Source organism: Streptomyces hygroscopicus subsp. hygroscopicus (genome assembly GCF_001553455.1).
GTDB lineage: Bacteria > Actinomycetota > Actinomycetes > Streptomycetales > Streptomycetaceae > Streptomyces > Streptomyces hygroscopicus.
In genome coordinates this window covers 67,764-93,193 of the sequence record NZ_BBOX01000001.1, presented here as the reverse complement: position 1 = coordinate 93,193, position 25,430 = coordinate 67,764, and the positions used below count along the sequence as shown (strand labels likewise).

17 protein-coding genes, 2 pseudogenes and 1 riboswitch are annotated in these 25,430 nt (G+C 70.7%); of the genes and pseudogenes, 12 read left to right on the top strand and 7 right to left on the bottom strand.

What is annotated here, in order from left to right; translation table 11 throughout:
* Positions 1-223 precede the first annotated feature (223 nt).
* Positions 224-3,139 carry a Tn3 family transposase gene (locus tag AXW62_RS00405; RefSeq protein ID WP_214516828.1) on the top strand — a complete coding sequence of 972 codons (2,916 nt, stop codon included), beginning with the start codon at positions 224-226 and terminating at the stop codon, positions 3,137-3,139.
* Between the two features lie 218 nt (positions 3,140-3,357).
* Here AXW62_RS00405 and AXW62_RS00400 read toward each other — a convergent pair whose 3' ends face one another.
* Entirely contained in the window at positions 3,358-4,245 is an 888-nt protein-coding gene (locus AXW62_RS00400) for a helix-turn-helix transcriptional regulator (protein ID WP_060942672.1), read from the bottom strand.
* A gap of 212 nt (positions 4,246-4,457) precedes the next feature.
* Here AXW62_RS00400 and AXW62_RS00395 point away from each other — a divergent pair, with 212 nt between their 5' ends.
* The 6 genes from AXW62_RS00395 to AXW62_RS00370 all read left to right on the top strand — a co-directional run bounded on the left by AXW62_RS00395 (position 4,458) and on the right by AXW62_RS00370 (position 9,862).
* On the top strand, positions 4,458-5,474 hold the full coding sequence (locus tag AXW62_RS00395) for a zinc-dependent alcohol dehydrogenase family protein (protein WP_079115395.1): 1,017 nt from the start codon (positions 4,458-4,460) through the stop codon (positions 5,472-5,474).
* Between the two features lie 40 nt (positions 5,475-5,514).
* Positions 5,515-5,925: a (R)-mandelonitrile lyase gene (locus AXW62_RS00390; RefSeq protein WP_060942670.1), complete on the top strand. Its 411-nt coding sequence runs from the start codon at positions 5,515-5,517 to the stop codon at positions 5,923-5,925.
* Between the two features lie 232 nt (positions 5,926-6,157).
* Positions 6,158-6,505, top strand: coding sequence for a cyclophilin-like fold protein (locus AXW62_RS00385; RefSeq protein WP_060942669.1), 348 nt, complete (start codon positions 6,158-6,160; stop codon positions 6,503-6,505).
* An 81-nt stretch (positions 6,506-6,586) separates the two neighbouring features.
* The gene (locus tag AXW62_RS00380) at positions 6,587-7,801 is read left to right on the top strand and encodes an MFS transporter (RefSeq protein WP_252368454.1); all 1,215 of its coding nucleotides are present in this window, start codon (positions 6,587-6,589) and stop codon (positions 7,799-7,801) included.
* Between the two features lie 37 nt (positions 7,802-7,838).
* Entirely contained in the window at positions 7,839-8,606 is a 768-nt protein-coding gene (locus AXW62_RS00375) for a glucose 1-dehydrogenase (RefSeq protein WP_060942668.1), read from the top strand.
* Between the two features lie 290 nt (positions 8,607-8,896).
* Entirely contained in the window at positions 8,897-9,862 is a 966-nt protein-coding gene (locus AXW62_RS00370) for a recombinase family protein (protein ID WP_060942667.1), read from the top strand.
* 425 nt (positions 9,863-10,287) lie between these two features.
* On the opposite strand, the gene AXW62_RS00365 is transcribed toward AXW62_RS00370, so the two are convergent.
* On the bottom strand, positions 10,288-12,243 hold the full coding sequence (locus AXW62_RS00365; RefSeq protein ID WP_244502708.1) for a glycoside hydrolase family 5 protein: 1,956 nt from the start codon (positions 12,241-12,243) through the stop codon (positions 10,288-10,290).
* 850 nt (positions 12,244-13,093) lie between these two features.
* Here AXW62_RS00365 and AXW62_RS00360 point away from each other — a divergent pair.
* Entirely contained in the window at positions 13,094-13,303 is a 210-nt protein-coding gene (locus AXW62_RS00360) for a hypothetical protein (RefSeq protein WP_060942666.1), read from the top strand.
* A 341-nt stretch (positions 13,304-13,644) separates the two neighbouring features.
* Here the strand turns inward: AXW62_RS00360 and AXW62_RS45315 are convergent, their stop codons facing one another.
* The 3 genes from AXW62_RS45315 to AXW62_RS00350 all read right to left on the bottom strand — a co-directional run bounded on the left by AXW62_RS45315 (position 13,645) and on the right by AXW62_RS00350 (position 15,627).
* Complete coding sequence (locus AXW62_RS45315; protein WP_252368453.1) at positions 13,645-13,899, bottom strand: hypothetical protein; 255 nt, start codon at positions 13,897-13,899, stop codon at positions 13,645-13,647.
* A gap of 9 nt (positions 13,900-13,908) precedes the next feature.
* Positions 13,909-14,631 (bottom strand): nitronate monooxygenase, encoded by a 723-nt coding sequence (locus AXW62_RS00355; protein ID WP_252368452.1) that lies wholly within the window; start codon positions 14,629-14,631, stop codon positions 13,909-13,911.
* 153 nt (positions 14,632-14,784) lie between these two features.
* Positions 14,785-15,627 carry a LysR family transcriptional regulator gene (locus tag AXW62_RS00350; RefSeq protein WP_060942665.1) on the bottom strand — a complete coding sequence of 281 codons (843 nt, stop codon included), beginning with the start codon at positions 15,625-15,627 and terminating at the stop codon, positions 14,785-14,787.
* A 133-nt stretch (positions 15,628-15,760) separates the two neighbouring features.
* Here AXW62_RS00350 and AXW62_RS00345 point away from each other — a divergent pair, with 133 nt between their 5' ends.
* Both AXW62_RS00345 and AXW62_RS00340 read left to right on the top strand, forming a co-directional pair.
* Positions 15,761-16,948, top strand: coding sequence for a YbfB/YjiJ family MFS transporter (locus AXW62_RS00345; protein WP_060942664.1), 1,188 nt, complete (start codon positions 15,761-15,763; stop codon positions 16,946-16,948).
* A 28-nt stretch (positions 16,949-16,976) separates the two neighbouring features.
* Entirely contained in the window at positions 16,977-18,005 is a 1,029-nt protein-coding gene (locus AXW62_RS00340) for a nitronate monooxygenase (protein WP_060942663.1), read from the top strand.
* Between the two features lie 311 nt (positions 18,006-18,316).
* Here AXW62_RS00340 and metE read toward each other — a convergent pair.
* Positions 18,317-20,346, bottom strand: a pseudogene (metE, locus tag AXW62_RS00335) (5-methyltetrahydropteroyltriglutamate--homocysteine S-methyltransferase).
* Between the two features lie 166 nt (positions 20,347-20,512).
* Positions 20,513-20,732, bottom strand: a riboswitch (cobalamin riboswitch).
* A gap of 428 nt (positions 20,733-21,160) precedes the next feature.
* Here metE and AXW62_RS40140 point away from each other — a divergent pair.
* Positions 21,161-21,295 (top strand): annotated as a pseudogene (locus AXW62_RS40140) (IS110 family transposase); the annotation flags it as partial.
* Positions 21,296-21,357: 62 nt separating this feature from the next.
* Here AXW62_RS40140 and AXW62_RS00325 read toward each other — a convergent pair.
* Positions 21,358-21,897 (bottom strand): GNAT family N-acetyltransferase, encoded by a 540-nt coding sequence (locus tag AXW62_RS00325; RefSeq protein ID WP_060942737.1) that lies wholly within the window; start codon positions 21,895-21,897, stop codon positions 21,358-21,360.
* A 495-nt stretch (positions 21,898-22,392) separates the two neighbouring features.
* Here AXW62_RS00325 and AXW62_RS00320 point away from each other — a divergent pair, with 495 nt between their 5' ends.
* On the top strand, positions 22,393-25,419 hold the full coding sequence (locus AXW62_RS00320; protein ID WP_060942661.1) for a Tn3 family transposase: 3,027 nt from the start codon (positions 22,393-22,395) through the stop codon (positions 25,417-25,419).
* Positions 25,420-25,430: the final 11 nt, after the last annotated feature.

Below are 25,430 nucleotides of genomic sequence, written 5' to 3'. Positions count from 1 at the left end.
TCCTCGCCCAGGAATTGTTGGCATAGCCCTTGGGATTCCACAGGTCGGCGGGGGAAGCGGGCATGAGCGCTCCGGCCCTGTTCTCCCGAAGCTACGGCGAAGTGACAAGTAGCTCTCTGTAGCGGATCTGGGGTGTGCTTGTCAGCCTTTTTGATCTTCTGGGGTCATCGGGGACCGTGCTCGGCGAGGTTGGTCCGGTCGTGACGACCGGAAGGAGCCCAGGGTGCGGCAGGAGTGGGAGCCGGAGGACCTGATCGAGGTCTGGACGCTGCTGGAGGAGGACCAGTGGCGGCTGCGGAACAAGTCGGGGGCGAACCGGTTGGGGTTCGCGCTGTTGCTGAAGTTCTTCGAGGTGGAGGCCCGGTTCCCGGAGGACGCCGGGGAGATACCGGCGCCGGCTGTCTCGTACGTTGCCCAGCAGGTGAGGGTGCCTGCGGAGGAGTGGGCCGCCTACGACTGGTCGGGGCGGGCGATCAAGCGTCACCGGGTGGAGATCCGGGGTGCGTTCGGTTTCCGTGAGTGCACCGAGGAGGACCAGGCCCAGCTCGCCGAGTGGCTGGCGGTCGAGCTGTGCGGGGTGGAGTTGTCCCGGGACCGGCTGACGGAGGCGGTGGTGGCCCGCTGCCGCAAGGACCGGCTGGAGCCGCCGGCCCCGGGCCAGATCGCCCGGCTGGTGGGCAGGGCGGTCAACACCTTCGAGGAACGGTTCTGCGCGGCCACGGTGGGCCGGCTGTCGGCCGCGACCCGCTCGCGGCTGGACGACCTGATCGCCGAGGACGCCGGCACCGAGGAGAGCGCGGGCGGCGGGGGCACGTTCTTCACCGAGCTGAAGGCTGATCCCGGGGCGTTGGGGCTGGACAGCCTGCTGGCCGAGGTGAACAGGCTTCAGCGGGTGCGGGCGCTGGAGTTGCCGCCGGAGCTGTTCGCGGACGTGTCGGGGAAGCTGGTGGCGGCCTGGCGAGCGCGGGCTGCGAAGGAGTACCCCTCGGACCTGCGGGCGGCGGCCGGGCCGGTGCGGAACACGCTGCTGGCCGCGCTGTGCCACGTGCGGGAGACGGAGATCACCGACTCGCTGGTGGAGCTGTTCATCCAGCTCGTGCAGAAGATCAACACGCGGGCGGAGAAGAAGGTCGAGGGCGAGTTCAACAAGGAGCTCAAGCGGGTCCGGGGCAAGGAGGGCATCCTGCTGCGGCTGGCGGAGGCGGCGGTCGCGGAGCCGGGCGGCACGGTCCGCAAGGTGATCTATCCGGTGGCCGGGGAGTCCACGCTGAAGGCGCTGGCGGCGGAGGCCGCGGCGAACGAGGCGCGCTACCGGGCCCGGGTGCGCACGGTGCTGCGCTCGTCGTACTCCAACCACTGGCGGCGGATGCTCTCGCCGCTGCTGAACGCGCTGGACGTGAAGTGCAACAACACCGCCTACCGGCCGGTGATGGACGCCATCGACCTGCTCAAGCGGTACCTGGACCAGCCCATCGCCAAGGAGGGCGCGTTCTTCGACGAGGCGGAGAAGATCCCGCTCGCCGGCGTGGTGCGCGAGGAATGGCGCAAGGCGGTCGTGGACGAGCGCGACCGGGTCGAGCGCATCCCGTACGAGCTGTGCGTGCTCGTCTCGCTGCGGGACGCGCTGCGGCGCCGGGAGATCTGGGTGCCGGGCGCGAACCGGTGGCAGAACCCGGAAGACGACCTCCCGCCGGACTTCGAGGACAACCGCGACGTGCACTACGACGCGATCCGCCAGCCGCAGGCCCCGGAGAAGTTCATCGAGGCCCTGCAGAAGAAGCTCCGCGAGGCCCTGACCCGCTTCGACACCGCACTGGAGCTGGGCACCACGGGCGGGGTGGACATCGTCAAGCGGCACGGCGAGCCGTGGATCAAGGTCTCGCCGCTGGGCAAGCAGGAGGAACCGGAGAACCTCGTCGCACTGAAGGCGGAGATCGAACGCCGCTGGGGCACCATCGACCTGATCGACATCCTCAAGGAGGCCGAGTTCGCCACCGGCTTCACCTCCGAGTTCACCTCGGTGGCCACCAGGGAGGCGGTGCCGAAGGCGGTGCTGCGGCGCCGGCTGCTGCTGGTGCTGTTCGCGCTGGGCACGAACATGGGCATCAAGCGGGTCGCGGTCACCGGCAAGCACGGCGAGAGCGAGGCCGTCCTGCGTCGGGTGCGGCACCTGTTCGTCAACCGGACCAACCTGCGCGCGGCGCTGGTGCGACTGGTCAACGCCACCTTCGCCGCCCGCGACGCGGCGTGGTGGGGAGAGGGCACCGCCTGCGCGAGCGACAGCAAGAAGTTCGGCTCCTGGTCCAGCAACTTCATGACCGAGTGGCACCAGCGGTACCGCGGGCCCGGCGTGATGATCTACTGGCACGTCGAGAAGAAGTCGCTGTGCGTCTACAGCCAGCTCAAGTCCTGCTCGGCCTCCGAGGTCGCCGCGATGATCGAGGGCGTGCTGCGGCACTGCACGGACGTGGAGATCGACCGGCAGTACACCGACACGCACGGCGCCTCCATCGTCGGCTTCGCCTTCGCCCACATGCTCGGCTTCAACCTGCTGCCCCGGCTGAAGAACGTCGGCTCCGCACGGCTGTACCGGCCGGCGGCAGGGGAGGACGAGAAGTGGCCGAACCTGTCGCCGGTGCTGTCGACCAAGACGATCGACTGGAACCTGATCCGCCAGCAGTACGACCAGATCGTGAAGTACACCACCGCCCTGCGCCTGGGCACCGCCGAGGCCGAGCAGGTCCTGCGGCGCTTCACCCGCGGCGGCCCGAAGCACCCCACCTACCGGGCGATCGAGGAACTCGGGCGGGCGGTGCGCACGGCGTTCATCTGCGACTACCTCGCCGACGCCGAGCTGCGGCGCGAGATCAATGACGGTCTCCAGGTCGTGGAGAACTGGAACAGTGCCAACCACGACCTGTTCTACGGCAAGGACGGCGACCTGACCGGCTCCGACAAGGAGTCCCAGGAGGTCTCGATGCTCGCGCTGCACCTGCTCCAGTCGGCGCTGGTGCACGTCAACACCCTGCTCCTCCAGGAGATCCTGAGCGAGGAGAAGTGGCAGAAGCGCCTCACCGACGCCGACCGGCGGGCCCTGTCCCCGCTGTTCTGGACACACGTGTGTTCTGGACACACGTGAACCCCTACGGCCGGTTCGAGCTGGACATGAACTCTCATCTCGACCTTGCCGCCCCGGCCTCCATGGTGCCTGCCCCCCGCACGGCGCCGGGAGCCTCCACGGCCCAGCCTGCGGGCGGCAGAGCCGGCTGGGTCTGAAGTCCGCAGGGGCGGCAGCGGCGGCTGGCGCGGGCGGCCCGGGTTCTTCCTGTCGGCCGTGGGCAGTGCGTTTGGCATCGGTCAGTCGGCGGCTTGTCCCACAGCAGTGCCGGCCTCCTGAGTGGCTGCCCAGGAGGCGAGCAGTCGCAGGCCCTCATCGGAGGGTGAGCCGGGTTCGGCGGTGTAGATGGTGAGGGTGAGGCCGGGTTCGGCGGCCATCTCCAGTCCTTCGTAGGCGAGGGTGAGGTCGCCGACGGCCGGGTGGTGGAAGCGCTTGGTGCCGGTGCCGTGGTGGCGGACGTTGTGGGCGCCCCAGCGGGTGCGGAAGTCGTCGCTGCGGGTGGACAGCTCGCCGACGAGGTCGTGAAGGTCCTTGTCGTGGGGGTTGCGTCCGGCCTCGGTGCGCAGGATGGCGACGACGACGTCGGCGGCCTGGTCCCAGTCCGGGTAGAAGCGGCGCGAGGCGGGGTCGAGGAACTGGAAGCGGGCCAGGTTCGTCTGGTTCGCGGCCGTGGCGTAGACGTCGGCGTAGAACGCGCGGGCGAGCCGGTTGACGGCCAGCAGATCCATGCGGCCGTTGCGGACGAAGGCGGGCCCGGCGGTGACGGCGTCGAGGACCCATTGCAGGCTGCGGTGCGCTGTCCACGGACGGGCGGTGCGGCGGCGGGGCCGGGTGAGAGTGTCGGATCCGTCGGCAGCCTGCGCGAGGTTCAGCAGGTGGGCGCGCTCGGCGTCGTCGAGCTGGAGGGCGCGGGCGACGGCTTCGAGGACGGCCGGGGAGACGCCGGCAAGGTTGCCGCGCTCCAGCTTGGCGTAGTACTCCACGCTCACGTCAGCCAGGGCGGCGACCTCGCTGCGGCGCAGGCCCGGCACGCGCCGGCGGGTGCCGGAGGGCAGGCCGGCCTGTTCGGGGGTGATCTTCGCTCGCCGCGAGGTGAGGAACTCGCGGACCTCTGCTTGGTTGTCCACGCTTTCGACGGTACGTCCCGCCAGCGGCCACAGGGATGTACTGGCAGTACACCCCTTGATGGTGTCTCGCTACGGGTGCGGGAAGCGGGTTACCTGGATGACGTGGTGCTTTCCGCCCGGTCATCACGACGGGATCTTGCATCTGGCCCTGCACTCGGCGACGGCCCCGGCATCAGGGATCGCACGCCTCGGCAAGCAAAGGAACCTCTCCCATGCGCGGAGCAATGATCTACGCCCCCGGCGACGTCCGCTTTGAGACCGTAGAGGACGCGAAGATCCTCAAGTCGACCGATGCCGTCATCCGTACGGCCGTGACCTGCGTGTGCGGCTCGGACCTGTGGCCCTACCGCGGTGCCGAGCCGATCGGTGACCCGCACCCCATGGGCCACGAGTACGTCGGCTTCGTGGAGGAGGTCGGCTCCGCGGTCACCTCGGTGAAGCCGGGCCAGTTCGTCGTCGGCTCCTTCGCGACCTCCGACAACACCTGCGCGAACTGCAAGAACGGCTTCCAGTCGAGCTGCCTGCACCGCGAGTTCATGTCCACCTGCCAGGCCGAATACGTCCGCATCCCCAACGCCCAGGGAACCCTGGTCGCCACCGACGAGGTGCCGGACGAGGAGTTCTGGCCCGGTCTGCTGGCCGTGTCCGACGTCATGGGCACCGGCTGGTGGGCTGCCGACGCCGCCGAGGTGAAGCCCGGTGCGACCGCCGTGGTCGTCGGCGACGGGGCGGTCGGCTTGTGCGGTGTGATCGCGGCCAAGGAGATGGGCGCGGAGCGGATCATCGCCATGTCGCGGCACGAGACACGGCAGAAGCTCGCCCGGGAGTTCGGCGCTACCGACATCGTCACCGAGCGCGGTGAGGAGGGTGTCGCGAGGATCAAGGAGATGACCGACGGGATCGGCGCCGACTCCGTCCTGGAGTGCGTCGGCACCGCCGAGGCCATGAGCCAGGCCCTGCACTCGGCCCGGCCCGGTGGCAACGTCGGCTTCGTCGGTGTACCCCATGAGGTCGCGATCGACGGGCAGGAGCTGTTCTTCTCCCACGTCGGCCTGCGCGGCGGCCCCGCCCCCGTACGTCGCTACCTGCCCGACCTCATCGACCGGGTCCTGACCGGCGCGATCGACCCGGGCAAGGTGTTCGACCTCACCCTGCCCCTGGACCAGGTCGCCGCGGGCTACAAGGCGATGGACGAGCGCCGCGCCATCAAGACCCTCCTCAAGCCCTGACCCACGCCCCTTACCCCCGCCACCCGTACAAGGAGCTTTCGTGCAGATCACCCGTAGCTCGATCGACACCGTCAAGGGCCCGGCCGACTGGTTCACCGGTGACGTGTACATCGACGCCGTCGCCGCCGCGCCCGAGCCGTCCCGGGTCACCGCCGCCCTGGTGCACTTCATGCCCGGCGCCCGCACCCACTGGCACCGCCACCCGCTCGGGCAGACCGTCTTCGTCACCGAGGGCGTCGGTCTGTGCCAGCGCCGCGGCGGACCGGTGGAGGTCATCCGGCCCGGTGACCGCGTCCTGTTCGAGGCCGACGAGGAGCACTGGCACGGCGCCGCACCGAACCGGCTGATGGTCCACCTGGCCATCAACGAGGGCGACGCCGACCACGCCGTCGTGCAGTGGCTGACCCCCGTCACCGACGAGGAATACACCGCCGCCCCGGCGACCAGCTGAACCCGCGCCATGCCGCCACGTCCCGGACCCGGGTACACGCGGGCGGCTCGTTCGCCCCATCAAGGAAGGCAGGACCGTGCTTCGCGCCCTTCTGCGTATCTGCAGCTGCCTCCCCCTGCTTGTCCTGGCCGTGACGGCCTGCAGCGATCACCCGTCGTCGGCGCCTTCCCCCTCTTCGCGTCAGCCGGCGTCGACGCACGAGACCTCCGCACCATCCGACAGGGCCAACTCCATGCGCATTCGCCTGACCATCGACGGCCACGAAACTCACGCCACCTTGAACGACAGCCCCGCCGCCCGCGACCTGGCGAGCTTGCTCCCGCTCACCGTGAAGCTGGAGGACTTCCACGGCACCGAGCGCATCGGCTACCCGCCGCGCAAGCTCACCACCGACGGGGCGCCCCCACCCTCCGCGGCCAAGGCGGGAGACCTCGCCTACTACGCGCCCTGGGGGAACCTGGCCCTCTTCTACCACGACGGCCCCGCCCCTTCCTCGGACCTGCTGATTCTCGGCCACCTCGACATCCCCGCCGAACAGCTGGCCCGGGCCGAGCGGATCACCCTCGCGCCCGCCGCGTGAACCACACCCCCGAGTACGGAAAGAGGCTTTTCTCATGCCCCACCCCGCCGCTTCCGCGTCGGGCAAGCTGCCTTTCGTCGTGTGGTGCTCGCCGCCGGCACCTTCCTGATGGGCACCACCGAGTTCGTGATCGCCGGGATCCTCCCGGACATCGCCCCCGACCTCGGCACCAGCGTCTCCCACGCCGGACTGCTGATCACCGCCTTCGCCGTCGGCATGATCGTCGGCGGACCGGCCATGGCCCTGGCCACCTTGCGCATGCCCCAGCGCCTGACCCTCGTTCTCGCTCTGGCGGTCTTCGCGGCCGGTCACGTCGTCGCGGCCCTCACCAGTTCCTTCACCGTCGTCCTGGCCGCCCGGTTCGTCACCGCCCTGGCCACCGGCGCGTTCTGGGCCGTCGGCTTCGTCATCGCCACCACCGCCGCCGGGCCGGCGAACGCAACCCGGGCCGTGAGCGTGATGATGGGCGGTCTGACCCTCGCCAACGTCGTCGGCGTCCCCGTCGGCTCGCTGGCCGGGCACATCACCGGCTGGCGCGCCCTGTTCTGGGCGCTGGCCATCCTGGCCGCGCTCGGCGCCATGGTGATCGGCCGGTTCATCCCCCGCATGGAGCAGCACGCCCGGATTTCCGTGCGCCGCGAAATTCGTGCGCTGCGGCAGGGCCGGCTGTGGCTGGCGCTGGCCGCCGCCGTCCTGATCATGGGCGGCGTCCTCGCGACCTACACGTACATCACCCCCCTCCTGACCGAGCGGGCCGGCATCCCGGCCAGTGCCGTGCCGCTGGTCCTGGTCGCCTTCGGCGCCGGCGCGCTGGGCGGCACCGCGATCGGCGGCCGGTTCGGCGACCGCCGACCGATGGCCACGACGATTCCGGCCGCCGCGGCGACCGCGCTGGCCCTGCTCGCCCTCATCCCGCTCTCCACGACTCCGGCGTCCGCCGTCGCCCTGATCTTCCTCATGGCGCTGGCCGGGTTCACGATCAACCCTGTCGTCACCGCCCTCGCCGTCCGCTTCGCCGGCGACGCCCCCACCCTGACCTCGGCACTGACCACGTCCGCCTACAACACCGGCATCGCCGCCGGCTCCGCGCTCGCCGGCCAAGCCCTCGCCTCCTCCCTCGGCGTCACCGGACCTGCCCTCGTCGGCGCGCTCTTCGCGGCCCTGACCCTGCTGCCGCTGACCGCCCTGGCCCCCTCCGCCAAACGCGGCACGACCCGCGTCGTCGCCCGGGGGGCCGTCGACACAGGGGCCCCAGCACCGCAAGACAGGGCTGAAGCGACGTCACTGCACTCCTGAACCACCACCTCCCCGCACGACCCGCAAGGAGTAACTCATGAACCCCACCTACAACTTCACCGGCCAGGTCGCCTTCATCACCGGCGCCAGCTCCGGCATGGGCCTGGCCACCGCCCGTGCCTTCGCCGCCTCCGGCGCTGCGGTCGCCCTCGCCGACGTCGACGAGGCCGCGGTGACCGACGTGGCGAAGAACCTCACCAACGCAGGTCACAAGGCCCTCGCCCTGGTCTGCGATGTCTCCGACGAGGACCAGGTCGCCGCCGCCGTCGACCGCACGGTCGACACCTTCGGCCGCCTCGACATGGCCTACAACAACGCCGGCATCCAGATCCCGCCGACCGACGCCGCCGACGAACCCCTCGACCAGTTCGAGAAGGTCCACGCCATCAACCTGCGCGGCGTCTGGGCCGCGATGAAGCATGAACTGCGCCACATGCGCGCACAAGGCAGCGGAGCCATCGTCAACTGCTCCTCCCTCGGAGGCCTGGTCGGCATCCCCGGACGGGCCTCCTACCACTCCTCCAAGCACGGCGTGATCGGCCTGACCACCAGCGCCGCCCTCGAATACGCCCCGCGCGGCATCCGCATCAACGCCATCTGCCCCGGCACCATCGACACCCCCATGGTCCGCGACATGATCGCCAAGGGAGAACTCGACCGCGCCGAAGCCGAAGGCACCCAGCCCATCGGCCGTCTGGGCACCGCCGAGGAGATGGCCCAGGCCGTCCTGTGGCTGTGCAGCCCGGGCGCCAGCTTCGTCGTCGGCGTCGCCCTCCCCGTCGACGGCGGTTACACCGCCCAGTAACCCAACGCCATACCCGGCCGCAGCCACCCGAGGCGTTCCACCTCCGCACGGCGGGCTCCCAACCCCGGCGTCACCGAGCTCGAACCCGGCGGCGCCTCCCGCAACCAAACCCTCGGGCCGCAGGACGCGATCGCGGACCGCGGGCTCTCGCAAACGGTCCTTTGCGCGAGCAAGATCAATTATGAGTCGCCGAACCCCCGTCAATCCCGGATTGGTTCTCAGAACACGTTCTCACTCAAAAGCGGAACGGACCCCCTTCTGAGACTTGCATTGTGCGAGAATCCGGGCCCGTGACGGATCCTCAGCAGCCCTCCGCAACCGATCGGTCGGACGCCGACGAGGTCGAACAGCACGTCTGTCCGAAGTGCGACGCGCAGCCCGGCTCACCGTGCCGCTCGCGCGGCGGCGCGGTTGCCTCCGCCTACCACACCCGCCGCTTCACCATGGTGCCCCGGCTGAAGAAGGCGCTGCGGGTGCCGACCCCGGCCGACCGCGGCCCGGGCCGGCCGTGGCGGCCCGGCACCCCGCCGCCGGCGCCTATCGACCCGGACCTGCCGAGCGCGGACATCCGCATCGGGTACGCGAGGTGCTCGACCCTCGGGCAGGAACTCGACTCCCAGCTCGACGCGCTCAGCAAGCACGGCATCCCCAGGGACAAGATCTTCAGCGAGAAGATCAGCACCCGGGTCCGCGTACGGCCGAGGTTCGAGGAGGCGCTGCGGACCGCGCGGGAGGTCAAGGCGCACGCCCCGCACTGCCGGGTCATCTTCACCGTGTACGAGATGAAGCGTCTCGGCCGCGACGCCGCCGAACTCACCGCGCTCGCCGACCACCTCACCGCCCACGGCCTGGTCCTGGAGATGCTCGCCGGGCCCCTGCCCGGCATCTACGACCCGACTGGCCCGGGGAAGCTGCTGTTCGCGTTCTTCGCCGCGATGGCGGAGACCGAGCGGGAGAACATCCGCGAGTCCACGCTCGAAGGGCTCGACACCGCGGCCCGCAAGGGCAAGCACGGCGGCCGGCCCCCGGTCATCACCGACGACATGCTCCACACCGTGCTCCGTCGCCGCGCAGGCGGCGAGTCCGTCGAGCAGATCCAGCCCGACCTGGTCATCCCCACCGGCAAGCGCAAGGGACAGAACCCCTCTGTCGCCAGCATCGAAGCCGTCGAGGCCGCCCACGCCGACTTCGCCGCCCTCCACGCCGGCGAAGTCCCCGGACCCCGCTCCACTGTCCCCGACCGAGCGTCACTCTGATTACAGAGAGCTACTTGTCACTTCGCCGTAGCTTCGGGAGAACAGGGCCTATCCGGTGCGGACCACCAGCGGAGGCGGCCCTGACCCATGCTTCGGATCGCGACAACGGAGGTCCTGAGGGTTCCCGCTGGGACCTGCCGGCGCTGGACCGCGACCAGCGGCGGATCATGCACGATGGCCGCGACGACCCGGCGGTCCAGGAGCCCGACCCCACCCCGTACCCGAGGACATCCCGCTGATGCCGGCGTTCGGCCGCGACGGACGGCTCGGCCACCAGGAGGCGGGATTCGGGCCGCCGTACTCGGTGGCCACCAGCCAACGCCCGGCCATCGCACGGGCGTTGACGGTGGAGCCAAGGGTCCTGATCCTGGACGAGGCGGTCGGGTGGCGCTCTTCGGAGTACCGGAGTACGGGTGACGGTTGGTTCAGCCGAGCGGGCGGCACAGCAGGGCGTCGGGGACGCCGCCGTGGTTCCACTTCCAGGTGTACGCAGCGCCGGCGAGGTACTCGTCGTCGGCGCACTGGCCCTTGTAGTGGCCCGGCGCCCAGTCGCTGCCGGTCGAGCCCCCGGTGGCGGGGCGGTTGTCGCCGCGGTCGAACCAGACCGTGCGGCCGGTGGTGGGCAGGGAGCCGGCTGCGGGGGCGCACAGGAGGGCCGTCATGGCGTTGCTGTGCACGCTGTAGCCGACCGCGAAGGTGTCATCGGGGCACTGGAGCTTGGTGTAGCCGCTCGCCCAGTCGCCGCGGGTGACGTACCGCTCGTCGGTGACGACGGTCCAGGTGCCGTGCCCCTTCGTCGGCTGGCCGGCGTCGGTGCACAGTCCTCGGCTGTCGCCGCGGCCGAGGCCGACCAGCCGCTGGCTGTCCGGACAGTTGCCTTTGCGGTTGCCCGGTGACCAGTCCGGCTTCGCCGGCATGGTGGCGGAGACGTTGTAGTCGGCGTGGTCGAGGTCGAGCATGTTCCAGCGGGGGGTGGGTGCGACAGGTCCGGTCTTGCCCGGGGCGGTGACCAGCCTGTTCCAGTCGTCGGCGCGCCAGTCGCCGCCGTCCTGGATGCCGTGGCGGACGCCGCTCGCGCCGTACCCGAGCAGGGCCCAGTTGTCCATCTGATTGCCGTCGGCGTCGAGCCAGCCGACGAGGGGCCAGATCGCGAAGTCGGTGTCGTTGGCGACGAGGATGTCGGTGAAGCGGTGGAGCCAGGTCTGCTCCTTGGCGTCGGTCGAGCCGCGGCCGGCTGCGCCGAACTCGCTGATCCAGACCGGGGCGGTGAAGTGCTGTCCGTCCCTGGTGACGAAGAGGGCCTCGGAGCCGACCACCTGGGCGAGCTGCTCGGCGGTGAAGTCCTCGTAGCGGGGGTCGCCGGTGGCTCCGGGGCCGCTGGAGGCCCCGGTGTTGGCGGGACCGGTGTAGCCGTAGAAGTGCGCGGCGTACACGAGCTTGTCCGACCGGATCAGGGTGTGGGAGAGGGTGGCCACCGGCTTCAGGCCGGGCCGGCCGTGCGGCAGCCCGTCCAAGGGGATCCCGTACCAGTTGATGCCCTCCATGATGATGAGCATGTCGGGGGCGGCCTCGAGGATCCGGTTTCCGGCCTCTTCGTACGCGGCGTACAGGTCGTGCTCGTTGTACCAGCCCCAGTTGGGGTCGTCCCAGGTGTCGCGGCGGACCTCGTTGCGCAGGTCGGCACCCACGACCCGTTTGTTGGTCTTGTAGCGGTTCACCATGAGCAGCCAGTCGTCCACCCACTGCCGCGTGGTCTGGCCGCTGTTCCAGCGCTCGTTGCCGTCGAGGCCGCAGCAGAAGCGGGCGGTGGTGGTGTGGTTGTTGAGGATCACCGCGAAGCCGTCGGCTGTGAGCGCCGTGACGACCGCGTCGAGGACCTGCAGCGGGGTCTTCCCCTTCAGCCGCGGGTTCGCCTTGACGGCGGCGTCGGGGACCGGGGCGGTGTCGTGGATCAGCGCGTTGGAGTACGGCAGCCGGACGCTGTTGAGACCGAGGCTGTGGAAGTCGGCCAGGATCGTTGACATGGGTGCGCGGTCCAGGCCGAGGGGCATGCTGTACCCGGGTTCGGCGTGGGCGTGGTTGGCGGGATCGTTGATGTCTCCGCTGCCGGTCCAGGTTCCCTGGGCGCCCTCCCAGTTGCCCGACGTCAATTTGAAACGGTTGCCGTCGGCGTCCACGATCCAGCGGCCCCGGGTGCTGAGCGGCCCGGACCATGAGGCGGAGAGCTGCGCGCCGGTGAGGGGGGTGGGCGGTGCCACCGCCTCTGCCGCGGCGGGCCGGAGGGGTGGAGCGGTGGCGGCGGCGCTCGGGGCGCCGAGGAGCAGTGCGGACAACGTGGCCAGGGCCGCGGTCGCGCGTTGGAACAGCGTGTGAGGTAACACAGGAGGCTCCTTCCGGAAGGAGTGCGTGTACCTGCTCCGGGGTGCGGGGTGCGGGGTGCGGGGCGTCGTGGGGGTGGTGAATCAGCCCTTGAGGCCGCCGGTGGCGATCCCCTCGACGATGTAGCGCTGGGCGATGAGGAACATGACGACCGAGGGCGTGCTTCGGCAGGGCAGGTGCCCCACAAGGTGTCGACGCCTCCTATGGAACCGACGACGCACGTCGGCACGAAGGTGACCGGACGCACGTCGGCACGAAGGTGACCGAGCCGGGCGGCCGTCGAGGAGAGCCCCGCTCGCTGTGCCAGTGCCACTCTGCTGAGATCCCTCCGGGAGGAGCGGGGTGAGGATCGCGGTCTCGGTGGGCGTGCTGACCAGTGGCGGGGAATGATGTCGAAGCACCGGTGCAAGGTAGAGCAAATGAATAACTTCTTCCAGTGTTCGTGGGGGAGTTGAGGACGTCCCGTCTTTCGCGCAGGCCCACCTCCTTGCCTGTCCCGGGGCCTCGGATCGGGGCGTCGATCGTGCTCACCCCGCTGCCTGGACGCACCCCTGTTCCTCTCTGCACGTCAGGAGATCCGTCCGTGGTCGCCACGCTCCCGCTCGTCACCTCCGGTCCCGGTCCCGGCCTCGCGGCGAACGACCTGTCCGAAGAGATCGACTCGTGGCGGGAACGTCACCGCCGTAGTCGTCGTCTTCCTATCCGGTGGAACCGACGATCACCGCGATATTCCTCCGACCCCGCCAAGTACCACTCCGACACCGCTCTCGCCGACGAGCTTGCGACCCTCGCCCGGCCCGTCCGAGCCGGCGGATGTCCTGTCGCCCGAGCACTGACCGTGAGGACCCCGCCATGGCCCTACTCGTCCTGTCCCTCCTCCTCGTCGCCGTCATCGGCGGCTGCGGGTGCGTCTGGTGGACTTCCCGGGGTGGCGGCCCCCGCTGGGTGCAGGCACTGGCCCTGGTGACGCTGACGGTCGGGGAGTTCCTCCGCTTCAGCGCGGCGCGTACCAGGCGCCGTTCGGTTCAGGGCTCCTCCGACTCGGGAGACGCGGACTCCTGATTTTCCTGTACCCGCGGCGTGCCCGCTCCGGCGTGGCGGTCCTGGCCTGCGCCGCGAGCCATGGCCAGGGCCAGGGTCGCGCCCGCTGCGAGGGCCGCCACGTGCGGGAGAGCTGCCGCGGCGAGGTCTTCCGGTAGGGCCGGTAGGGGCACGTCGGCAGGGCGGGGGAGCATCAAGGAGAGGGTGAAGACCAGTTTCCAGCCGGGCCGAGGTGCCCGACGGGCGTGCCCGGTTCACACGCTCACGCTCAGGTGACGGGCCCGGAGTCCGGGCCGCTGGGGCCACAGCGTGGGGCCAGGAGTTCCGGCCATCGGCCGGACCTCGAGCGGGACAGCGCCGGCTCAGGCGCTGACCGCAGCGGTCCGCGGAACCCATACGCCGAGGCGGGCTGCGGCGTCCTGCGCCATCCGGCGCACCACTTCGCCGGCGGGCAGGATCTCCCGGATCAGCCCCACGCCCTCGCCGACGATCATGTTCGCGACGTCGTAGTCCTGCTGTGAGACGGCGTCCTTGAATGCGGCGGCGGCCTCGGCGAGATGGGTGGCGAGGTCCGCCTCCCGCCCGTGCCAGCGGTCGATGAACCGGTTGCGCAACACGCGACCGTTTTACTCGACGGGCCAGTCGTAACTGCGCACGATGTCGTAGACGCTGGTTCGGATGGTTTCGTCACCATCGGCGGCCACCGCCCGGGCGTGGGCGCGAGCCGAGACCACGGCCTCCTCCGTCGCCCAGAAGCGGGTGCCGACGAGGACACCGTCCGCGCCGAGGGCGAGCGCGCCGGCGAGCCCGCGACCGTCCGCCACCCCACCCGCGCCCAGCAGGAGCGTGTCCGGGGAGCGGGCGGCGATCAGGTCCGCGACATCGGGTATGAGGGTGAACGTCGACCGTGTCCCGACTCCGTGCCCGCCGGCCTCTCCACCCTGCGCGACGACGACGTCCGCTCCGGCGTCGAGGGCCTGGCGTGCCTGGTCGAGCGTGTGGACCTGACACAGCAGCGGTACAGTCGCGGCGCGGATCCGGCCGGCGAACGGGGCCGGGTCGCCGAAGGACAGCATGACCGCGGCGGGCCGGTGCTCCAGGGCGATGTCGAGCAGCTCGGGGCGCCGGGCCAGGCTCCAGGTGATGAAGCCGCACCCCACCCGGGTGCCGGCCGCGGCGGCGAACTCCCGCTTCAGCCACTCTCCGTCGCCGTAGCCACCGCCGATCAGGCCCAGTCCGCCCGCGGTGGTCACCGCGGTGGCGAGCCGGGCCCCGGAGACGAGGTCCATGGGGGCGAGCACGACGGGGTGCTCGATTCCGAAGGCGTGGGTAAGGCGCGTTGTCAGCAAGGCGAAGTCCCCTTCGTCCAGGCATCCGCCCCTCAGCGCGGGGGCGGTGCGGCGTTAAGGGGACAGTAGGTTCGACGGGGCTTCAGATCCAACGATTGCCGGCGATGGCAGCCATCACCGACAGAGAGATGCTCCTCACCCAGGGAGTTGTGATCATTGCGGTGCGGCGGCGTCCAGGAGGCGTCGGATCAGCGTCGGCTGAGCGTCGGGGAAGTGGACGAGGCTCACCGGACTCGGCGGTGCGCTGGTCAGCGGAACGAAGCGCACGGCGGGGTGCTGGGTGCGGCGCTGAGCGACCTCGGGGACGATGCCGATGCCGCGGTTGGCGGCCACCGTCTCCAGCCATTCGTCGTAGTTGGCCGTTTCGATGATCTGGGCCGGGCGCTCGTCCGCCGGCCACGACCAGGGGCCGGTCGTCCCGCTGACCGTGTTGACGACCAGGGTCCAGTGCTGGACGTCCCTCCAGTCCAGATGGCCGAAACGGGTCAGATCGGAGTGTTCGGAGCATACGGCGATGCGCGGCTCGTCGAACAGGTGCACCGTGCGCGCTCCTCGTGGCGCCTCGACGTCGCCACGTATCACCGCGATGTCGAGCGCTCGCCGGCATAGCGCCTGGAGGGGATCGTCGGTCCGGGTCAGGGCGACCGTCGCTCCGGTGGTCTCCTCGAACCGGCTGACGGTCTGCTGGGCCCAGGGGTCGGGCAGCAGCCAACTGAATCCGAGCCGCAGGGTGACGCGGTGGCTCACGACGGCGAGTGCCTGGTCGAGTGTCGCGAGCACCCGCTCGGCGTGTACGAGGAACTCCGCGCCGGTGCCGGTCAGCTCGACATGCCGGGAGGACCGGTCGAGCAGGCGGACACTCAGCTTGCCCTCCAGCTGCGCGATCGTACGACTCAGCGCCGGCTGCGTGATCAGCAGTTCCTCGGCGGCACGGGAGAACGAGCGATGGCGGGCCACGGACGCGAAGGCCCGCAGGTGCCGCAGTTCGACGTCCATACTCCTGGCGCCCCTTCCCGGCATCTATGCCTGCTGTGCATAGAGGCAGCTTAACCGGCATTTCACAGGCGTACACGCGCTGCCTAGCGTGAACGGCGGCCACAGGAAAGCCACCAGGAAGGTGTCCAGAACCGTGCAGTCATCAACCCCGCCCCGCCCCCGGACACGATCTCCTTGGACGATCGTCGCGCAGGCGGCGGCAGCCCTCGCCGTGGGACAGGGGATCGGCAGGTTCGTCTACACCCCCATCCTTCCCCTCATGCACACTCAGGCCGGACTCTCCTCGGCACAAGGGGCCAACCTGGCGACGGCGAACTTCATCGGCTACCTCGCAGGTGCCCTGGCCGGGATCGCCGTACCCGCCGTCATACGATCGGCCGCGGCTCTGCGTGGCTCCTTCGTCGTGCTGGTGGCGACGCTGGCGCTCATGCCGGTCACCCACGAGGGCACCGTCTGGTTCCTGCTGCGCCTTGTGGCCGGTGCCACCAGCGCGCTGACCTTCGTCATCGCCGTCAGCGCGATGCTCTCCGGCCTTCGCGCGCACGCCCACCACCTGGTCGGCTGGGCCTTCGGCGGGGTCGGTGCCGGAATCGCCCTGTCCGGCCTGCTGGTCGTCGCCGTGCAGGCCGCGTCCACCTGGCAGGCGGCCTGGTGGACCTGCGCCGCCCTCGCCGCCCTCCTCGCCGCGGTCGCCTGGCCCCTGGCCCCACAACCGGAACCCAGGGCTGCCGAGACGGCCGGGCAGACCGAACGGCCCCGTACCCACCGCTGGTTCCTCGCGCTGCTCGCCAGCTACACCTTCGAGGGCATCGGCTACATCATCGCCGGCACCTTCCTCGTCGCCGCGATCCAGCAGGGCGTCAAGGGCTGGCTCGGCTCCGGGGCCTGGATCGTGGTCGGCCTCGCCGCACTTCCCTCGTGCGCCCTGTGGACCCGGCTGGCCCGCCGCTGGTCCAGGCCGGCCCTGCTGCTCACCTCGCTGACCATCCAGGCCGTCGGCATCGCCCTGCCGGCCCTGCTCGGCGGTGCCGCGCCCGCTCTCGTGTCCGCCGTGCTGTTCGGCGCCACCTTCATGGGCGTCAGCACGATCGCCCTGTCCATCGGCGCCCACCTTCAGGTGCCGCGGGCCGTTGCCCTGCTGACGGCCGGATACAGCATCGGCCAGATCCTCGGCCCGCTGCTCGCCGCCCCACTGCTGACTCACGGCTACCACCAGGCGCTCCTGCTGGGCAGCGCGCTGGTCGTCGCCGCCGCGGTCGCGGCCGCCGCCGTCTGCGTCCGCTTCCCGCACCACCTCGGCCCCGTGAGCTCGGCGGCCTGACGCCCCCTACCCTTCTCAAGGAGGTGCCGTGAGCACACTGCTGTCCGGCCTCGGAGCAGACCTTCCCCTCATCGCCGCGCCGATGGCCGGCGGACCGAGCACCCCCGCGCTGGTGACCGCCGCCGCCCGGGCCGGCGGCCTGGGCTTCCTGGCCGGCGGGTACAAGACCGCACAGGCACTCGCCGGGCAGATCCACACCACCCGCGCGGAAGGCGTCGCATTCGGCGTCAACCTGTTCGTCCCGAACCCGGTCCGCATCTCCCGGGAGGCATACCGGCGGTACGCGCGGGAGATGCAGACGGAGGCCGACCGCTACCAGGTCCGGCTGCCCGAAGAGCCGATCGAGGACGACGACCACTGGACGGACAAGATCGACCTGCTCACCTCCTCTCCCGTCCCGTGGGTGTCCTTCACCTTCGGCATCCCGGACCGTGCGGTCGTCAGCGCCCTGCGCAGGGCCGGGAGCACCGTGCTGCAGAGCGTCACCTCGGCAGACGAGGCACGTCGAGCGGCGGACGCCGGTGTCGACGCGCTCATCGTGCAGGCACCGGCCGCCGGCGGGCACTCGGCCACCCTCACCCCCGCACGGCCGCTCGCACCGGTCCGGCTGCCCGACCTCATCACCGCGGTGCGCCGCGCCGTCGCCCTGCCCCTCATCGCCGCCGGGGGAATCACCACCGCCGCCGATGTGGCGGACGCGCTGGGCGCGGGCGCGGAAGCCGCCATGGCCGGCACCGTCCTGCTGCGCACCCACGAGAGCGGGGCGTCGGCACCGCACAAGGCGGCCCTGGTCGACCCGGCCTTCGACACCACCGTCGTCACCCGGGCCTTCACCGGGCGACCCGCCCGCGCCCTGCGTAACCAGTTCACCGACCGGTACGACCCGATCGCCCCGGCCGGTTACCCCGCTCTCCACCACCTCACAGGCCCCCTCCGCAGGGCCGCCACCGCGGCCGCCGACACTCGGCTGATCCACCTGTGGGCCGGAACCGGTCACCGGCAGTCGAGAGCGGAACCCGTGACTGACACCCTCGAGCGACTCGCCCGCGGGTTGTGAGGCGCCGGGCGCCGTGGCGCCGCCACCGTGACCAGGGCCGGCGCCGGTACGCCCAGCAACAGCGTCACCCCGATGCGGCGGCCGATGTCATCGCCCACCGGCACTCCGGTCGTCAGGGAGTGCCGGTGGCCGTCGGTGAGCAGATTGCCGAGCCAGTGCCCGAAGCGGGCCCGGGCCGGTTCGTCCCGCCCCAGCCGGCCGCCAGTTTTCGGTGAACGCGCAGGTCGTCGTGGACGCGGAGACACGGCTGGTGGTGGCCGCGGCTCGCCCGGTGGAGCGTGTGGCGCCCCGGCTCCGGCCGGTCGTCCGGGTCAGGACGCGGGCAGCTCACCGCGGACCATGCGGGCCGCGGCGACCAGGTTCGCCAATGAGGAGCGGGTCTCCGGCCAGCCGCGGGTCTTCAGACCGCAGTCGGGGTTGACCCACAGCCGCTCGGCGGGGATGGCCTTCAGCCCCGTCCGCAGCAGTTCGGCCGCCTCCTCCGCGCTGGGCACGCGCGGGGAGTGGATGTCGTACACCCCGGGCCCGGCCTCGCGCGGATAGCCGTGGGCGGCGAGTTCGCGGGCCACCTGCATACGGGAGCGGGCGGCCTCCAGGCTGATCACATCGGCGTCGAGGTCGTCGATGGCCTGGACGATGTCGCCGAACTCGGCGTAGCACATATGGGTGTGGATCGCGCGTAGGCCGTCCAGCGCACCGTCATCGGCTCGGGGCGCGCGATGTCACCGGCCAGGATCGGCGGGCGGGCGTAACGGGTGCCGTAGGACTGGACCCAGCCGTGCTGGGTGGCCAGATAGCCGGTGAGCCGCTCGGCGAAGTACTGGACCATGTCGTTGCGCTCGGCCTCGCCGTGCACCAGCACATCCAGGCCGGTCTTCTCCTGGAAGGAGATCACCTCCTGGATCTCGGCCCTGATGCGCTCCTCGTACCCGGCCGTGTCGATCCGGCCCCCGCGCAGGTCGGCGCGGGCGGTGCGCAGTTCGGCGGTCTGCGGGAAGGAGCCGATGGTGGTGGTCGGCAGCAGGGGCAGGCGGAGGTGGGCGCGCTGGACCGCGGTGCGCTCGGAGTACGGCTGGGAGCGGCGGGCGTCGGCCTCGGTGACCGCGGCGGCGCGGGCGCGGACGGCCGGGTCGCGGGTGATGGGGGAGCCCGCGCGGGAGGCGAGGTCGGCCCGGTTCGCGGCCAGCTCGGCGATGATCGCGCCGGTGCCGTGGGCCAGGCCCTTGGCGAGGGTGGCGATCTCCGCGGTCTTCTGGCGGGCGAAGGCCAGCCAGCGCAGGATCTGCGGTTCGATGTCCCGCTCGGCCGTCGTGTCGAGGGGGACGTGCAGCAGCGAGCAGGAGGCGGCCACATCGACCCGGTGGGCCAGGCCCAGCAGGGTGCCGAGCGTGGCCAGGGACTTCTCCAGGTCGTTGACCCAGATGTTGCGGCCGTTGACCACCCCGGCGACCAGCCGCTTGCGGGGCAGCCCGCCGACGGCGGCCAGGTCCTCGAGGTTGCCGACCGCCGCCTCGGTGAAGTCCAGGGCGAGTCCCTCCACGGGGGCCTTGGCCAGCACCGGCAGCGCCTCACCGAGGCGGTCGAAGTACGAGGCGACCAGCAGTTTCGGGCGGTCGGTCAGGGCGCCCAGCTCGCGGTAGGCGCGGCCGGCCGCGTTCAGCTCGGCGGCGGTGCGGTCCTGGACCAGCGCCGGCTCGTCGAGCTGCACCCACTCGGCGCCGGCCGCCCGCAGACCGGCCAGGACCTCGGCGTACACCGGAAGCAGCCGGTCCAGGAGGGTGAGCGGCTCGAAGTCGGCGGGCACGCCGGGCGCGGGCTTGGCGAGCAGGAGGTAGGTGACGGGGCCGACGAGAACCGGGCGCGCGGTCAGCCCGAGGGCGGTGGCCTCCTCGAACTCGGCGACCTGCTTGGCGGAGTCGGCCGCGAACACCGTGTCCGGATCCAGCTCCGGGACCAGATAGTGGTAGTTGGTGTCGAACCACTTGGTCATCTCCAGCGGCGCCACGTCCTGTGTGCCCCGCGCCATGGAGAAGTAGCCGTCCAGAGCATCGGCCGCGAAGGTGTCGCGGTGCCGCTCGGGGATCGCGCCGACCATGACGCTGGTGTCGAGGACGTGGTCGTAGTACGAGAAGTCCCCCGTCGGCACCTCGTGGATACCGGCGTCGGCAAGCTGCTGCCAGGTGTTCCGGCGGAGTTCGGCGGCGCCGGCGCGGAGGGCGTCGGCGGTGACGCGGCCCTTCCAGTAGCCCTCGATCGCCTTCTTCAGTTCCCGGTTCGGGCCCTGGCGGGGGTAGCCGTACACGGTGGCCCGTGCTGCCGCGGTTGCGGACTTCGCTGTCACGGAGATCTCCTTCGCGAGATGAATCCCTGAGATCCCGGCGACGGGAAGAGAGCGCGAAGGGTGACGGAACCGGGCGGAAACGACACCGCGCGGCACAGCACGGTGGTTCACCTGGTGTGTTCGCCGACCCGCCCTCGAGGTCACCGGGATGTCCGCGCACGGGTGGTCCGTACGCGGGCAGATGGCAGGTCTTCGGACTCACAGGCGCGTCCTCCTCCGGAGGACACCTACTGGCCGTCGCTTCCCAGGCCCTCTCACCGGGCCCAGTGCATATGACGGCGGTCGTTCCCGCTCACCGCTGCGGGGCAGTCCCGGATTCCCACCGGGTTCCCTCTTACGACGCTCCCGTCTGGCGGACGGGGCGAACCAGCTGCAACGAGCAGTCTAGGGGCTGTCGCTCCAGGAGACATGAGGGCGTCCGACATCCGGAAGAGCGATCCACGTCACGAGTCCGGACGGTGCGGGTCGGGGAGCGCCGCGCACACGCTCCCCGCTACCTCTCCGTCTCGCCCGCCGTACGGGACCTCACTCCGGCGGCGGAGCGGGCCCCTCAGCTCGCGTCGGGCCTGGCCAGCAGCGCTATGTGGAACCCCCGACCGTGGCGCCTCTCCGACGCCCTGGCCATCGGCTCTCCCGACCCGCTGGTCATCACCGGTGGGCACGCCTTCCAGGCCCACGGCCTGGTCGGCTGGCCCGGCCAGGACCTCGATGTCGCCACGGAGGACCCCGCACCCGTGGCGGAGATCACCCGCACTCTGACCGCCGGGCTGGCCGAACGCGGCCGGCAGGTGAACGAGGCGGGTGTGGCCTCGCTCACGGAGACTGGCACCACGCCGCCCAGCGCCACCTGCTCAACCGCTTCCTCGGCCAGCTCCGTCACTGCCTTCAGAACCGGCAGCCATTCGACGAGCGACTCGCCTTCGCATCACCCCTCCGAGCGCCTGCATGACCCGCAAACCCGCCCGGCTTCGTCAACAGCGCTCCGACAGCTCCGAGCTGTCGAGCGTGGGCTCAACCGGAAGGCGGTACCGGGGACCGCAGGCCGAGCCACTGATCGGCGTCCCAGGCCCGGAACCGCTCCACCTCGGCGAAGCCCAGCTTCGCCGCGAGGCGCATCGAGCCGACATTGGCGGTCTGGGTGGCGAGCACCACGGGCTCACCGGGAAGGACGCCTTCGAACCAGTCCAGTGCCGCCGCGCACGCCTCGGCGGCATAACCATACCCCCACGCCCGTGGCAGGAACAGGTAGCCGAGATCGACTTTCCCCACGGCAGCCGGACGGTGGTGCTCCGTCGCTCTCCTGAGCAGGATCTGGCCGATCATCGCCCCGTCCAGATCAACGACGAAACTCCCGGGCCACCGCTCGGGCACCTCGGGCATCTCGCGCTCAAGCTCGTCACGCGGGCGGGGGCCGCCGAGGTAGGTGTGCACCTCTGGCGACGCCAGCAGCTCGATGAACGCCGCACGGTCCCGGGCCTGGGGCTCACGCAGCACGAGCCTCTCGGTCCTGATCGGTGCAGGCGGCCACGCAACGGGTCCGAGATCGTTCATGTCGGCCAGCCAATCAACAGACTCAGCAGCGATCAAGACTCGTGGGCTCTCTTGACTTATCAGCCCCCTTGAGATGTCCAACGGGCGGCCGGTGCAGACACCGGCCCTCCTCCACCGCCGCAGCAATCTCATCCAGCCAGTCCACCAGCGGCCAACCACCCCGCCCCAACGGATAGAGATCGTCTCCACCGTGCCCTCGACGCTCTTCGGCGTCGCCGTCGTGGTGCCGGCCAGGACCGCGCGGGCGGGGTTCTCCGCGTCGATGGGGTCGGACTTGCCGCGATCCGAAAGCTGCTGATCAGCGCGCTGGCCGCAACGGGCTTGAGCAACGCCGACGGCGAAGCACTCACTGTCTCGCCCCACGGCTTGGGGTGCCGGTAAGAACGCTGTCACCAGCCGCAAACGGCGGTGATCTTGCGTGGGTGCCACCCGTGTGGGTGAGTCCGGGGTCGTATAGCTGCGCGGGGTGAGGCCCCGAGAGGACGATCGACAACCGTGGCGCGTACCCCTTTGGACCTGGACGACCTGGTCGAGCACTGGACTCTGTTGAAGGATGAGCAGGGGCTCGTGTCCGGCAAGCGCGGTGCGACGAGACTGGGCTTTGCCGTGCTGCTGAAGTTCTACACGCAGTACGGCCGGTTTCCCCGGGGCCGGTTCGAGTTGTCGGGCGAGGCGGTGGAGTTCGTCGCCCGGCAGGTACAGGTACCCGCCTCTGAGCTGGACGCGTACGAGTGGAGCGGCCGGACGGTCGAGTACCACCGCGCGCAGATCCGCGGGCACCTGGGCTTCCGGGAATGCAGCGTCGCGGACGCGGACAAGCTGACGGGCTGGCTCGCCGAGCACGTCGCGTGCAAGGAGCGGCGGCCGGAGCAGGTACGGGTGGAACTGCTGGCCCGCTGCCGCACGGAGAGCATCGAGCCGCCGACTCCGGGGCGGTGCGACCGGATCGTGGGCGCCGCGCTGCGAGTGGCCGAGGAGACGCTGACGGCAAGGATCTCGGCGCGACTCACGGTCGAGAGCACGGAGCGGATCATCGCCCTGGTCGTCGGTGCCGACCAGGAGGACGACGCCGCACCCGGTGAGGGCGAGGACGGCCCGCCGGTCCTGGGGAAGATCAAGGAGGCTCCGGGCAATGTGAGCCTGGAGACGATGCTCACCGAGATCGACAAGCTGCTCGCGGTGAGGGCGGTCGGGCTGCCGGCGGACCTGTTCGCCGACGTCGCGCCGAAGGTGGTGGCCGGGTGGCGGGCGAGGGCCGCGGTGGAATCGCCCTCACACCTGCGCACGCACCCGCTGCCGCTGCGGGTGACGCTGCTGGCCGCGCTGCTGCACGAGCGGGAGCGGGAGATCACGGACACGCTGGTGGAGCTGCTGATCTCCACGGTGCACCGGATCGGGGCGCGGGCGGAGAAGAAGGTCACCGAGCAGCTGGTCAACGCGTTCAAGAAGGTGTCGGGCAAGGAGAACATCCTCTTCAAGCTCGCCGAGGCGTCGATCGGCGAGCCGGAGGGCACGGTCCGCGAGGTCGTCTACCCGGCCGTGTCCGGCGGTGAACAGACGCTGCGGGAGCTGGTGCACGAGTTCAAGACCCGTGGCCCGGTCTACCGGCGCACGGTGCAGACGACGTTGAAGGCGTCGTACACCAACCACTACCGGCGCGGGCTGATCAAGCTGCTGGACGTGCTGGAGTTCCGCTCGTCCAACCACACCCACCGGCCGGTGATCGAGGCGCTGGCGCTGGTGGCCCGGTACGCGGCGGCGGGCAACACCACGTACTACCCGCTGGCTGAGACCGTGTCGGTGCACAAGGCGATGGGCGGGGACTGGGCCGAGGTCGTCCACCGCACCGACAAGCGCGGCCGGCGCCGGGTGGTGCGCATGGTCTACGAGGTCGTCGCCTTCCAGGCCCTGCGCGACCAGCTCAAGTGCAAGGAGATCTGGGTGGTCGGCGCCGACAAGTGGCGCAACCCCGACGAGGACCTGCCCCAGGACTTCGCCGAGCGGCGCGAGGAGAACTACCGCGAGCTGCGCAAACCGCTGGACCCTGTCGTCTTCGTCGACGAGCTGCGCGAGCAGATGACCACCGAACTGGGCCTGCTGAACGACCGGATGCCGCGCTTGAGCTGGCTGGACATCGCCGAGCGGAAATCCGGGGCGATCCGGCTGACCCCGGCCGAGGCCCAGCCCGAGCCGAAGAACCTGCGCAGGATCAAGGCCGAGGTACAGCGCAGGTGGGGCGTTGTGCCGCTCATCGACATGCTGAAAGAGGCCGTCCTGCGCACGGGCTGCCTGGACGCGGTCACCTCGGTCTCCGGCGGCGGCTCCCTCTCGGCGGAGGTCCTGGCCGAGCGCCTGCTCCTGGTGATCTACGCCTACGGTACGAACACCGGGATCAAGGCCGTTGCCTCCGGCGGCCACGGCCACACCGAGGACGAACTGCGCTACGTGCGCCGCCGGTATCTCACCCCGGAGACGGCCCGGCAGATCGCCATCGAGATAGCGGACGCCACCTTCGCCGCCCGCAGTACCGACTTGTGGGGCCAGGGCTCGACCGCGGTCGCCTCCGACTCCACGCATGTGCGGGCCTACGACCAGAACCTGTTCACCGAGTGGCACTCGCGCTACGGCGGCCGTGGGGTGCTCATCTACTGGCACGTGGAGAAAAAGTCCCTGGCCATCCACTCCCAGCTCATCAACTGCACCGCCTCCGAGGTCGCCGCGATGGTCGAGGGCGCCATGCGGCACGGCACCACCATGGAGGTGGAGGCCAACTACACAGACAGCCATGGCCAGTCGGAAATCGGCTTCGGCATCACCCGGCTGCTGAACTTCGACCTGCTGCCGCGCATCAAGCGGATCAACAAGGTCAAGCTGTACCGGCCGGCGGCCGGTGACCCGGACGCTTATCCCCGGCTGACCCCGGCGCTGACCCGTCCGATCCGCTGGGAGCTCATCGCCCAGCAGTACGACCAGATGATCAAGTACGCGACCGCGATCCGGACCCGTACCGCGTCCACCGAGGCGATCCTGCGCCGCTTCACCCGCAACGCCTCCCACCCCACCTACGCGGCCATTCTGGAGGTCGGCCGTGCTCAGAAGACCATCTTCGTTGCCCGCTACCTGCGGCTGCGCGACCTTCAGCGGGAGATCGAGGAGGGCCTGAACGTCATGGAGTCCTCCAACGGCGCCAACTCCGTGATCGCCTACGGCAAGGGCGGAGAGATCGCCTCGAATCGGCGCGACGAGCAGGAGATGTTCGTCCTGTGCCTGCGCATCCTCCAGTCAGCCCTGGTCTACGTGAACACCCTGATGCTCCAGGACGTCCTCGGCGAACCGGAGTGGGCGGCCCTCCTCACCCCCGCCGACCGACGCGGCCTGACCCCACTGTTCTGGTCCCACGTCCGGCCGTACGGTGAGGTGAACCTCGACATGGACACCCGCCTCAACCTCGCCGTGTCGACGCTTCCGCACCCTCGGGCCGCAGACGGTCGGGCCGCGCGATCCACCGCGGAGAACGCATGAACCTGCGCCGG

Bases quoted from the DNA above. Each gene is read 5' to 3' on its own strand.
- AXW62_RS00395 (WP_079115395.1), top strand. From the start codon at position 4,458: ATGCGCGGAGCAATGATCTACGCCCCCGGCGACGTCCGCTTTGAGACC.
- AXW62_RS00385 (WP_060942669.1), top strand. From the start codon at position 6,158: ATGCGCATTCGCCTGACCATCGACGGCCACGAAACTCACGCCACCTTG.
- AXW62_RS00375 (WP_060942668.1), top strand. From the start codon at position 7,839: ATGAACCCCACCTACAACTTCACCGGCCAGGTCGCCTTCATCACCGGC.
- AXW62_RS00360 (WP_060942666.1), top strand. From the start codon at position 13,094: ATGGCCCTACTCGTCCTGTCCCTCCTCCTCGTCGCCGTCATCGGCGGC.
- AXW62_RS00350 (WP_060942665.1), bottom strand. From the start codon at position 15,627: ATGGACGTCGAACTGCGGCACCTGCGGGCCTTCGCGTCCGTGGCCCGC.
- AXW62_RS00325 (WP_060942737.1), bottom strand. From the start codon at position 21,897: ATGAACGATCTCGGACCCGTTGCGTGGCCGCCTGCACCGATCAGGACC.